This window comes from Emticicia oligotrophica DSM 17448, assembly GCF_000263195.1.
GTDB lineage: Bacteria > Bacteroidota > Bacteroidia > Cytophagales > Spirosomataceae > Emticicia > Emticicia oligotrophica.
In genome coordinates this window covers 4409796-4422533 of sequence record NC_018748.1, presented here as the reverse complement: position 1 = coordinate 4422533, position 12738 = coordinate 4409796, and the positions used below count along the sequence as shown (strand labels likewise).

Here is a 12738-nt window from a genome sequence, read left to right as displayed (position 1 = left end):
CCTACCAACAAAAAAAATAGTAAATTAATAACTATGAATTTTTTAATGTTTTCTCCTACAAATGATTTTGCAACATTTGTGGAGCACTGGTCTCAGCTTTATGATTTTAATTCAAACTGGGAAAGTAATTATTATAAGCACATAAAAATTGATAAGCCATTCACTCATAACGATATTATGGAGTTATTCGAATGGCAAAGCCAAGCAGGATTAGGCAAAATAAGAAGTGCGGCCATTAAAGATAAAATCTATCCTCATTTGGATTACATTAACGATATGAAATTCGAAGAAAGCCTAGATTTGGATGTATTTAATGAAAAATTTAAAGATGTAGCCGCCGTTTCAAGAACATTTGTTCTACATTTAATTAAGCCCGAAGTATATCCTTTGTATGACCAAAATGTGCACATTGCGTACAATTTTATACATGGAATTGAAATGGATCTTTACGATTATCCAACCAAAAATGAAACAAGGCTTAAGTTTTATTTCAAAAAACTAGTGCCGTTTATTTCAGCCAATAAAGGAAATATTCCAATGAAAAAAATTGACGAGGCTTTAAATACCTTTGGTCAACTAATTAAAAGGAATCCAAAACTTAAAATTTAATTTTTCAAATAAAAGTATGTCAATTCGAGGCTTTTTTAGAAATTTGCGTGTAAATTATACTTCATGTTATGAACAACAACCAACTTGAAAAAATAATAGATAATTTAGACACAGTTTTTAGAGGAGATGCTTGGCATGGACCATCGGTAATGGAATTTCTAAACTCAATGCCGCTCGATGTTGTAGATGCAAGAAAAAGTTTCTCGAAGCATACCATCTGCCAAATTGTGTTTCACCTAGCTGCTTGGAGAACTTTTGTATTTGAAAAATTAAACGATAACATTCGCTTTGATTTGGTCGATGATATTGAAAACTACGGCTCTGATGAAGAAATTACAAAAGAGAATTGGTCTAACCTAGTTAATAATTTAAAAACTGCCCAAGAAAAATTGATTAATAAACTAATTGAGTTTGATGATAGTTTATTGAATAGACTTGTCCCCGGACAAGATTATGATTTTTATAAATTATTAACAGGTTTGATTCAACATGATACCTACCATCTAGGAATGATTTGGGTTTTGTGGGATTAATAAAATAAAATCAAGTTTGGAGAAATCCAAACATATAGGAAAGCAAAGGATTTATTATGGCAGAAGAATTGCAAACAACAGAACTTGAACGCATTAAGACGCTGTTAAATGCCACTTTTCATGGTGGTGCTTGGCACGGGCCTTCAGTTTTAGAAAATTTAAAAGACATTAAACCTAAAACGGCTGGTAATCGTCAAAAAAACATTCATACCATCGCAGAATTGGTTTATCACATCACTACTTGGAGAATTTTTGCATTGAAAAAAATTCAAGGGGATGCTGAATTTGAAATTAAAACTGAGAAGCAAAATTGGGGAAATATGATTGAAGTCGATGAATTTGAATGGGAAACCCTTCAAATGGAACTCACGCTCAGTCACGATGAACTCATTAGTGGTTTAGATGAAAAAGATGATAGTTTTTTAACCGAGATAGTGCCTGGTGCAGAATACGATTTCTATACCTTGCTTCACGGAATCATTCATCATGACCTTTACCATAATGGACAAATAGCCATCTTGAAAAAATCTGCTCCAAAATCAAGTAAGTTTGATGATTTTGATGATGAATATAAAGCAAGTAGCTATTTCGACGATGAATATTAAAATAAAAAAAGAGCCATTTGCATGGCTCTTTTTTCTTTATTAAAACTCCCACCATTTGCTACTTGGATAGTTTTTATCTAAAACTACTGGTTCTCCAATCATTGGGGTGGTAATTTTCAATGAATCATCATTGGCGGCAGCCGCTAAAAGACGTTTGATTGGTTCATTCCAAGAATGAATTGCTAAATCAAATTTTGCCCAGTGAACAGGCATCAACACTTTTGTTTTCAAATCCTTTGCCGCTAAATAGGTTTCTTCTGGCAATGTATGAATATTATGCCATAGCAAATTATATTGCCCATTTTCAAGCAATGCAATATCAAATGGCCCAAATTGCTCTCCAATTTTCTTGAAATGCGTATCATAACCAGAATCGCCACCCAAGAAAATTTTATAACCATCAATTTTTAACACAAACGAAGACCATAAAGATTTACCCCTTGTAAAAGCTCTACCCGAAAAATGTCGTGCTGGTGTTGCCGTGATATTAATTTCATTAGAAACGACCACATTTTCCCACCAATCAAATTCAACTATTTTATCTGAACTTATCCCCCAATGCTCTAAATGTGCACCAACCCCTAAAGAAACATAAAACTTCTTTACTTTTGGGGCGATTTCTAATATAGTTTTATAATCTAAATGGTCATAATGGTCATGTGATAAAAACAGCATGTCTATCTCGGGTATATCAGCAACCTTATATACATCTGCACCTTTAAAAGCCTTAACAAAAGCACTAATTGGCGAAGCAGAACCACTAAATACAGGGTCAATTAAAATATTTGTATTTTTTGATTTAATTAAATAGGAAGAATGTCCAAACCAAACAATAGTTGGTAAATCTGCCTCTAATTTTTTCAAATCAGTTCGAACAGAAGGTAATTCTTTGCTTGGCGTTGCATCTTTGGGTTTATTTAAGTTTTGCTTAATCATTTCCCAATAACTGCCACTTTCTGACATAACCGAGGTATAAGATAAATTTTGAAATGAGCCGTCTTTATAATTTATAGACTTCTCAATTCTCTCAAGTCGGCTTTCCGTTGGATTGGCACCAAAAATGGCTTGTTTCAAAAAAAGCCAAACACCAATACCTAAAACCAATACAATTCCAATTATCCAAGTAATCATCTTTTTCAAAAAATTCATATTTATATTATTTCTAAGTCTAAACTCTAGTTTCAATAAAATAAGTTCCAATTAGATAAATCAAGCCTAAATTCAATAAAAAAATAAGTCAAAAGTGATTATTTTTTATATTTTTTTGTGAATTGCTAAAAATTTTAGATATTCGAAAGCACAATTCAATGATTAGAATTGTACAATTATTCGTGCTTAAACTAAATCAATAAAAATGTCACTCATCAGTAACAACCTAAAGTACTTGCGTCGAATCAATGGATTAACACAAGAACAATTTGCTCGCCGAATTGGCACCAAAAGAGCCAATGTAGGAGCTTATGAAGAATCGAGGGCTATTCCACCAGTAGATTTATTAAAAATCATTGCCAATACATTTGGAATAACTGTAGATGACTTTGTTAAAAGAGATATTCGGAAATTAAGAGAAACACCTGACCTTACTTTTGGCTTCGAATCAAAACCATTTTATGGTAATGTTCCCGAAGAAAGTGTTTTGAAAGAGATTGATCCATTTGATATTCCTATCAATAATTTACCAAATTTTGAAGAAAAACCTTTTCATTCCACTCCTCCACCGAAAGATTTTGATAATTATTCGGTGCCAGCCATTGGAGATTTAATGAAAAAATTTTTGGGCGAAAATACGCAATCATTTGAAAGACATACTGAAACAAAAACTACTGAAAATGTAGCACAAAGCGTTACTCTAAAGCCAAGTTTTGAAAGAGAAGCTCCAATTTCAGCACCACCTACTACGGCACAACAGACACCTTTTAATCAAACCAATACAGGAAATATACAATATGTTCGAAGATTGCAATTCAATGAATATTTGGTTAGATACAGTGATATAAATTTTTTAAAAACACTCTTTTCATTCAGTATACCAACACTAACTCATGGTGAATACCGTGCTTTTGAAGCAGGAGAAGACTTTTCATTTGAAGGGGCTTTGTTAATTGGTTCTTTGGTAAAAAACTGGCATGAAATTCTAGATGGAAAAAATTATGTTCTTGTCACGAAATCACAAGGTATCATTTACCGGAGGGTATATAATCAAGTAAAAATCAAAGGTACTCTCCTACTAAGTACCGATAATAATCGCTTTCCAAGCTCTGAGATTCCATTTACTGATGTCATTGAAACTTGGGAAATTAAAGCTTTTGTTAGTAATATTTTGCCCGAACCAATTACTCCTTACAGTAAATTAGGAACATTGGTAGATGAAATGAAATTTGAATTAGAAAGAATCAAAAAATAAATGCAAATTAGTTCAAAACAACCCAACATTGGAACAACCATTTTCACTGTGATGTCGCAATTAGCCGCTGAAACTGGGGCATTAAACCTTTCACAAGGATTTCCTAATTTCAACTGTTCTCCCAAATTGATTGAATTGGTGAACCATCACATGAAAAAAGGGATGAATCAATATGCTCCAATGGCTGGAATCATGCCTTTACGTGAAGCAATTGCACAAAAAACAGCTGATTTATATCAACTCAATTACCATCCGAATGATGAAATAACCATCGCTTCTGGTTGTACAGAGGTACTTTATGCTATCATGACAGCCATTATTCATAAAGGCGATGAAGTAATTGTTTTTGAGCCTGCATACGATAGTTATGTACCATCTATTGAACTCAATGGTGGAAAAGCAGTTTATGTTACTCTTTCACCTGAAAATAACTTTGCAATTGATTGGAATTTAGTCAAAAGTAAAATAACAGACAAGACCAAAGCCATTATTCTAACAACGCCACACAATCCAACTGGAAAGTGCTTTACTCAAAATAATATAAATTCACTTGCTGCAATCACCAAAAACACAGGTATATTTATTATTTCTGATGAAGTTTATGAACATATAATTTTTGATGGAAGAAAACATTGGTCGCCATCCATGCATCCAGAATTGAAGGAAAGAACTTTTGTATGTGGCTCATTTGGAAAGACTTTTCATACTACTGGTTGGAAGTTAGGTTATTGTCTAGCACCAAAAGAATTAACGGCTGAGTTTCGTAAAGCCCACCAATGGATTACTTTCTCATGCCCAACTCCATTTCAATATGCCTTTGCCGATTTCTTAAAAGAGCCTGATAATTATTTATCAGTCACACAGTTTTACCAAGAAAAACGTGATAAATTCAATAATTGGTTAAAACCTTCAAGATTTGACTGGATACCCGCAGAAGGAAGCTTTTTTCAAATGGTTTCTTACAAGAAAATTACCGATGAGCCTGATTATGATTTAGCTATTAAATGGACTAAAGAAATTGGTGTAGCATCAATTCCTATTTCGGTATTTTATTCGGAGAAAATTGACAATAAAATTTTAAGATTCTGTTTTGCTAAAGATGATGAAATGCTTGAAAAAGCGGCCGAAAAATTATGTAAACTCTGATTTTTATTATGGATATTTCGGCAGTTGAAACATATATATTTGATAAACTAAGACAAAATCTTTCACCGACTTTGTTTTATCATGGCATTAATCACACGATTGATGTAGTTAATGCTGCTCAGTCCATTGCCACTAATGAGGGGATTAATGACGAAATTTTGTTAAAACTAATAAAAACGGCAGCCTTATTTCATGATTTAGGCTTTATATGTTCATACAGAGGGCACGAACATGAAAGTTGTAGAATCGCTCAATTAATTCTACCTCAATTTGGATATACGCCTGAACAAATTGATATTATTATTGGAATGATTATGGCTACAAAAATTCCACAATCTCCCAAAACTATATTAGAGAAGATATTGGCCGATGCTGACCTTGACTATCTCGGTAGAGAAGATTATGAACCTACTTCTGAATTATTATTCCAAGAATTGAAGCAAAGAGAAATGCTTAGAAGTAAGGAGGAGTGGGTAAAAATGCAGGTGGATTTTTTAGAAAAACACCAATATTGGACCAAATCAAGCAATGAATTAAGAAATAGCACTAAATATGCCCGACTTAAGTCTTTAAAATCGCTCTTAAACAAAAAAGGGGATTCGTAATTTAATACGAATCCCCTTTTTTGATTGATAAATAAACAATTATAATTTCATTATTTTGAAAATCTTATTGGGTTGAATTAACAAAGATTTCCCTACTTCATACCAAAGCTCATCTCCTGCATTCACAAATAAGCCCTTGTGAACTGGCTTTTTTCCATGAGCAAAATCTGCTTCAAATTCACCTGAAAACGTATTCTTTAAAATAAAATTCAATTCATCCCAAGGTAAGATTTTGTTTTCTTTGGTATTTTGAACTAAATCATTTTTAAATATTTGAAGTTTCCGCTCAACAAAAGAAGCTGAAACGATTACTTCTGTATTTTCAGCACCCTGATACTTCAAATAAGTAATTTTTAAGGATGCCTCTTTACCTGCTTTCTCAAAGACTGCTTGTTGAAGTTCTTCAATTAAATACTTAAATGCATCGGTACTTTTTGGATAGAAAGTTTTACCCTCAAATTCAACTTGCCAAAAATCTTGATGAGGCTCTAAAGATTTGATATTTAATTCATTAGCAGTTTTTAAATTACCTAAAACAACGTCAGACCATACATTTGGGAGGTTACCTTGCCAAGAAAAATCATCATTTAAGGTAAATCCATCCTCCAATAAATCTTCTTCTGATAAATCTTCACGGTCGAGATATGTCAATTCAAAACTTAATTCTAAGTCTTTATTTTGCTCAATATTTCCATTAATTTCAATCGCATGAGCAAAAGGAGCTGGAATATTCTCAGCCGTTTGATATTTGAGGGAGAACGTAGGCATTTATCGTTTTAATTTTATCAATTTTTCCGGTTGGAGTTTCAATTAATTTTTCTACAAAAAATACTTCTTTTGGAGCTTCAAATTTAGGCAATATTTCTTTGAATGCCTGCAAAATATCTACCTTAAGAGCATCATCTTTACTTGGAAATTGCTTATTGGGTTCTTTCTCCAAGACAAAAATTAATCTTTCACCTAATTTTTCATCAGGTAAACTAAATACAAAATACCTATTTAAGACTTTTTCAGGTTCTTGAATTCTTTTTAATACAAGTTCGGCCACTTTATCAATTTTTTCTAATTGAATCTTTACCCCCCCACTATTGATGACATTATCAATTCTACCATGCAAGATAAAACTACTTCCATTGATTATTTCTGCAACATCATTGGTTGTAATCCATTCATTATTAGTCGTTTTCGACTTAATCATTAAGCAATTTTCATCGTTGAGTTGAATATCAACGCCATCTAAAGTATTGAAGAAATCATCTTTTTCAGAGCCATTTATTCTTTTAATGGCTACATGAGTAATGGTCTCAGTCATCCCATAGGTTACATATACTGGTGGGAAAAGCATTTGAACTTTTTCAAGAATGTGCTCATTGACTGCTGCCCCGCCGATAATGATAGCTTTTGCAGAATTTAAAATTTCTGTAAAAATTGGTTTGCTTTCGAGTAGAGTTTGAATTTGTAAAGGAACAAATGCAAAGAAATTTCTACCACGATTAGATTTTAAAATATACAAATGCTTTTCAATCGTCTCAAACGGATTTGAACTTGGCTCAACAACTACCAAATCCATTCCGATTTCAAATGCTCGAACGAGCATCATCATCCCTGCTATATAATCGATGTTTAAACAACAAAAAGCCGTATCTCCCTCTTCTAAATCAAAAGCTTTGGCAGTCATTTTCACCGAATCAATCATTTGTTTACGGTGAAGAGTAATTTTTTTGGGGGTTCCAGTCGAACCCGAGGTATGCACTTCAAAAGTTTCTTGACCAGATTCCCAAGCCTTTTTGAATTTTAATACTTTTTCGTAATATGGATTATTTGGTAGCGTATTGATGTGCGTACCATCTCTTTCTAAAAAAATCATAATTAAAATAAAAATCCCTTCTCATTAGTAAAACGAGAAGGGTTGAATAAATATTTTGCTACACAAAGTTAAGCAAAAACTCTCAGAGTATTATTAGTTGCATCGAAAGAAGTGTTAAATCGAGTAAGAGCTAAAGAAGCAGGTCCTTTGGTAACAGCTCCAGTTGAAGAAAATGTTGAGCCATGATTAGGACAATAAAAATCATTTGAAGACGAACGATAGTTTATTGTAGTCTGTTCATGCGTACATCTTGAATCAACTGCAAGAAAAGTACCGTTTGTATCATTTACACGAGCAATAATTACATTTTGTGCTTTGATTACTAAGTAATTACCTTTAGTTTTCAAAGCCGCATTGGCTGCGTCATTGAGATTTATTGTAAAATCGACTTTACCTGTTGTATTTGTTGGATTAGGGTCTGGAATATCTCCACCATCCCCGCAAGATTGAAGACAATTCATGAGCATGATTGCCCCAAAGCTAAGGCCAACTTGTTTCATAAACTCTTTTCTATCAATTGTTTGATTAGTTTTGTTCTGTTCTATAGAATTGATTGTGTCGATGTTTGTGTTCGAAGTTTCGTTCATAATATTATTAAATTTTAGGAGATTAGTACATTGCAAATCATTCAAAAGTATTCAATTAATTAAACAATTACAATATTATATTGTTGTAAAATAAATACGTAAAATTTGGAAAAGAGTTGAGTATTTAGATAATATTTTTATTTATTCTTTATTTTACAGTTATTTTATCCATTATATTTGCAAATAATAGATTATTTATCAAATTTTATTTGATATTTCAAAATTTTAAATCATTCATGGAAAAGAATCCAATAGACAAAATAAAGGTCGCTGAAAATCCAGGATTATTAGAATACGCTCATAACGCTGCCAGTGCTGTTATCCGACCAGAGGATATGGGAAAAGTGAAAGGTAAGGCACAATTGGCCATGCGTCAGCAAACCCACGACCAAATTAATAAGATTTACAAGCAAATTGAATTACTAGCCCAGCAAGCCAAAGAAGTTCAAAATCGAATTGAAATATCCGAAAGAATTTATGATGCTATTATTGGATTTGAGCCAATCATTGGCCATGTATATTATCTGTATGAGAAAAAAGATGGAACTGATTTGCTTTCAATGGTAGCACCACATGAATGGGGAAGAAAATTTCCTTATAACCAATTTTTGGCGAAAGTATTTCTTTTAGCTGATCATACTTGGAAAGTAGAATTTTTCAATGACGATAATAGAGCAGGAACCATTGATTTAGATGAAATGGCATAAATGTAAAAAAGCGAGTTTTACTCGCTTTTTTACTAAATTAAAACTAAATACTCTCCGATTTGCTAACATTTTTATTGTTATCTTCAGCGTGCCGGTCAATGAGTTTATTGATTGGGTCAATACCTGCCTTAGAAGGTATTTGATTCACAATAATTTTAAAAATATTATCCTTTTTCGTGATTTTTCTCTTCTCTAAGAATAATAATTTATCTTCACCTTTTTCGTCTTTTCCATAAACGCCAATATCAATCCAGTCATTTATCGGAATAGCTTTTTCATTGCCCGAACTATCAGCTCTGAATTTTTCACTTTTTGTATTGAGTGTTACCTCATATGTTTTATTTTTCAATTCCTTGTAGGTTACACTTTCCGTTTTATTTTCAAAAAGTGTAATCGTCTCAAACATATCGTGAATAATATATTTCAACGAATCAGGTGTTTGCTCTTTGAAATATTTTAGCAAATCATTACTTGTAGGATAACGCTTATTCTTAGAATCTGGCCCCGGATATTGCCATTCTGCCAAGAAATTTCTTAAAGCTAAATTTACCTTTTCTTCGCCAATATAATCTTGAAGGGCATACATCACCACAGAACCTTTTCGATAATGAATGTACCCTTGTCTTTCAACCATATTTAGGGGTTGTTCTTTTTTTCTTTCGCTTGAACGCCCTCTTAGATAGCTATTTAACTCATATTTCAAAAACTTCTGCATTAATTCTGGCTTTATAGCATGTTTCATAACCATTAAAGCAGAATACTGAGCTTGTGTTTCTGAAAGCATTGCATTGCCTTTGACATTTGCCTCCGCTGCTTGGTGCCCCCACCATTGATGTCCCAATTCGTGGGCTGTTACGTAGAAAGGCATATCTAAATCTTCCTCCGGGTCTGAAACCTTCTGAATAAAGCCAATTCCCTCTGAGAATGGAACTGTATTGGCAAATGACTGTGCAAATTCTGCATATCGAGGGAACTCCATAATTCTCATCTGACGATATTGATATGGTGTGAAGTTTTTAGAGAAATAATCAAATGAAGCCTTCATTGAAGTCATCATTTTTTCAAGGTTATATTCATGCCCTTTATTATAGTAAATTTCAAGGTTGACATTCCTCCATTTATCTTTCTTTACTTCATATCGTGCTGAAACAATAGAATAAAAATTACACATAGGTACATCCATTTTATAATGGAAGTACTTGCGATTACTTACTTCCCAAGATTTTTGAAGATAGCCAGGAGCAATAGCAATTTGGTCTTTTTCTGTACCAATAACCATTTCAAAACGAATGTAATCGGCATCATCACCAAATAAACTTTGAGATAGTCCAATCGAATCATTTTGTTCCATCATACGTTCTTTTTCGGGCAATTTATGTTTTCTTCTTGTATCATCATCATCAATTTCATAATTATCATTATAACCAATTGTTGGGAAATAAAGATTATTGAAGAAAGTCCCATTATAAACAACATCCGTATTTGATTGCCCTGCCACAAAGCCGTTTGTCTCAAACTTAGTTTTAAATGACATTTTGACAGAGTCTTTCGGTGCTAAGGGTTTATTTAAGGTATAAATTACATAACCGAATTTATCGTATTGTTTATTGGCTTTAGCACCACCTTCAAAACTAAGCGTTTCAAGTTTCATTTTGTGTCTTACGTCATTTTGAATATGCACATCTGAAATAACTTTATCAGTTTTGTTCTTTAACCAAAAATAACCTTCCGCAATAAAATCTCTTGAACTTGGATAAATTTCAACTTTTAGATTTACATCAACTATTTTAGGTTGAGCGAGTTTTTCGAATTTTTTTAGCGTTTTTTCATATTGTACTTGTTTTTCTTCGGCCGCTTCTCTTGATTCATATTTATTAATCTGATTAGTATTATAGAAAACATAACACCCTGTTCCGATAAATGCTAGTAATACAAAAATTCCAAGTGTTAGAACGGGTCTTGTAAGCCTAAGTTTTCCAACTTTCAATCGAGTTTTTAGAATTGCCTCCGAACCTCTAACCGAGAGCACCACCGATACAATAAACAGTGCAATTACAAACATTAACCAATATAATTTAAGCCAAGAGAAGGTTTGGAAAAAATGGCCGTATTTATTCATGTCTGAATAATCGCGTAAACTACCACTTCCAAACATCAACAATGGATGCTGAATGCCCGCAGCCCCTAAAAAGAAGGTTGTTAAGAAAAATACAAACATCATGGCAAATCCAATAAATTTATTGTTGGCCATAACTTGTACAAAAAATGAGAGTAAAGTATATAGAATTAAAAAGGCTAAAGTACTGGTAAATAGCGTTTTAAAGTAAAGTAATATTTCAAAATTATAATATCCGTGGGCAGCTTGAACCAAAATTCCTGATAAAATAAGAATCAATAGTAAACCGATATAAACTAATAACATTCCAATAAATTTAGCCATTAAATTTACCCAATCCAAAACTGGTGTTGCATCAATAATGAGGTGCATGTTTGTTACCCGCTCTTTCCAAATCAATTCACCTGAATAAAATACCGAAATAATCAAAAAATACATATCAAAGCCGTTCAATAAACCCAAAACATTTGCTGTAATTGGATAAGAACTTGTGCCATACATTTTTTGAAAATAAAATGAACTAACGCATAAATCAACTAAACCAACAAAAACAATAGCAATAAATGGCACTTCTCTAATCACCATTTTGAAGTAAAAAATGGCTTGTTTCCAGAGTTGTATAATATTGGTTCTAAATCCTAAAAATTGATGCACCGATGGAATCGTAACTAATTCTGGGGAAATTTTCGATTTTTCTTCTGACTTATTTTTTTTCTTGAATAAGCTACTTCTAACAACATTGAAACTAAACGAAAAATAAGTAATAATTAGAACAATGATGGCAAATCCTATCCAAGCAAGCCGATTCCAAATTAAGATTCCTTCCAAAGGCACAATTTGACTGTTTTTCTGAGCTGGTGTCCAATATTCTGTAAAAATACTAAAGGCACGAACCCCAAATGGGTCAAGCATGGCCGATAATGTCTTATTATCAATATCTTGCAATAAAGTATCTGATACCTGATACAACACAAATAAAATAATTCCCTGCGTATAAATAACAATAGTTGACCGACTCAAAGCACCTGCCGCAAAGAAAATAGCTCCTTGGATGAATAAATTGGAAAGCCCCCAAACTATAAATGGTTGGAAATATGCCCAAGCGTCAAAGGCAAGCATTGTTTTTTCTTTCCAAGATGGATTCCATGGTAAAAACTTACCGATTGAAAAGCCAAACATAAAGGCCATCCAAATTGAACAATAGATAAGAGCTAAAACAATATATGAACCTATGAATCGTCCAAATAAATAATCAAATTTCGACATTGTCGTGCTGAACATCAACGACTCTGTTTTGTGCTCGAAATCACGAAGAACAGCCACACCCATAATTGCAGAGCAAATAAAAGTGAAGAAAAAGGTCATGATGATGGTCATGAAAGCCAAATTAAAAGGAGAATTTTCTTTAATCTGGCCTCCCGCAACGCCTCCAATAGTTACATATTTTGAAGTTACTGCTGCAAAACAAAGGATAAAAAGAATTGCAAAATAAATATATGTAGCTGGTCGATTTTTTCTGTATGAAAACTCGAACCTTAAAACTTCTTTTAACATAAGTG

12 protein-coding genes are annotated in these 12738 nt (G+C 32.8%); 7 read left to right on the top strand and 5 right to left on the bottom strand.

Features of this window, described 5'->3' with window-relative positions:
• The first annotated feature begins 33 nt into the window (after positions 1-33).
• From EMTOL_RS18370 to EMTOL_RS18360, 3 genes are all read left to right on the top strand, one after another.
• Positions 34-609 carry a hypothetical protein gene (locus EMTOL_RS18370; RefSeq protein ID WP_305953271.1) on the top strand — a complete coding sequence of 192 codons (576 nt, stop codon included), beginning with the start codon at positions 34-36 and terminating at the stop codon, positions 607-609.
• Between the two features lie 68 nt (positions 610-677).
• Positions 678-1142 (top strand): DinB family protein, encoded by a 465-nt coding sequence (locus EMTOL_RS18365; protein ID WP_015030825.1) that lies wholly within the window; start codon positions 678-680, stop codon positions 1140-1142.
• Between the two features lie 56 nt (positions 1143-1198).
• On the top strand, positions 1199-1747 hold the full coding sequence (locus EMTOL_RS18360; protein WP_015030824.1) for a DinB family protein: 549 nt from the start codon (positions 1199-1201) through the stop codon (positions 1745-1747).
• A gap of 39 nt (positions 1748-1786) precedes the next feature.
• Here the strand turns inward: EMTOL_RS18360 and EMTOL_RS18355 are convergent, their stop codons facing one another.
• Positions 1787-2896 (bottom strand): MBL fold metallo-hydrolase, encoded by a 1110-nt coding sequence (locus EMTOL_RS18355; RefSeq protein WP_041693658.1) that lies wholly within the window; start codon positions 2894-2896, stop codon positions 1787-1789.
• Positions 2897-3101: 205 nt separating this feature from the next.
• Here EMTOL_RS18355 and EMTOL_RS18350 point away from each other — a divergent pair, with 205 nt between their 5' ends.
• From EMTOL_RS18350 to EMTOL_RS18340, 3 genes are read left to right on the top strand one after another with little or no spacing between them, the layout of a single operon-like run.
• Positions 3102-4151 (top strand): helix-turn-helix transcriptional regulator, encoded by a 1050-nt coding sequence (locus tag EMTOL_RS18350; RefSeq protein WP_015030822.1) that lies wholly within the window; start codon positions 3102-3104, stop codon positions 4149-4151.
• Entirely contained in the window at positions 4152-5297 is a 1146-nt protein-coding gene (locus EMTOL_RS18345) for a methionine aminotransferase (protein ID WP_015030821.1), read from the top strand.
• An 8-nt stretch (positions 5298-5305) separates the two neighbouring features.
• Complete coding sequence (locus tag EMTOL_RS18340) at positions 5306-5902, top strand: HD domain-containing protein (protein ID WP_015030820.1); 597 nt, start codon at positions 5306-5308, stop codon at positions 5900-5902.
• 39 nt (positions 5903-5941) lie between these two features.
• Here the strand turns inward: EMTOL_RS18340 and EMTOL_RS18335 are convergent, their stop codons facing one another.
• The 3 genes from EMTOL_RS18335 to EMTOL_RS18325 form a co-directional block, all read right to left on the bottom strand.
• Positions 5942-6670: a hypothetical protein gene (locus EMTOL_RS18335; protein ID WP_015030819.1), complete on the bottom strand. Its 729-nt coding sequence runs from the start codon at positions 6668-6670 to the stop codon at positions 5942-5944.
• On the bottom strand, positions 6636-7769 hold the full coding sequence (locus tag EMTOL_RS18330; protein WP_015030818.1) for an AMP-binding protein: 1134 nt from the start codon (positions 7767-7769) through the stop codon (positions 6636-6638). Before EMTOL_RS18330 ends, EMTOL_RS18335 begins: the two co-directional genes overlap by 35 nt.
• Positions 7770-7837: 68 nt before the next feature.
• Complete coding sequence (locus EMTOL_RS18325; RefSeq protein ID WP_015030817.1) at positions 7838-8356, bottom strand: QcrA and Rieske domain-containing protein; 519 nt, start codon at positions 8354-8356, stop codon at positions 7838-7840.
• A gap of 236 nt (positions 8357-8592) precedes the next feature.
• Here EMTOL_RS18325 and EMTOL_RS18320 point away from each other — a divergent pair, with 236 nt between their 5' ends.
• A complete protein-coding gene (locus tag EMTOL_RS18320) occupies positions 8593-9063 on the top strand; it encodes a DUF2452 domain-containing protein (RefSeq protein ID WP_015030816.1) in 471 nt (156 codons plus the stop codon).
• A 43-nt stretch (positions 9064-9106) separates the two neighbouring features.
• Here the strand turns inward: EMTOL_RS18320 and EMTOL_RS18315 are convergent, their stop codons facing one another.
• Entirely contained in the window at positions 9107-12733 is a 3627-nt protein-coding gene (locus EMTOL_RS18315) for an ABC transporter permease/M1 family aminopeptidase (RefSeq protein ID WP_015030815.1), read from the bottom strand.
• Between the last annotated feature and the right edge of the window lie 5 nt (positions 12734-12738).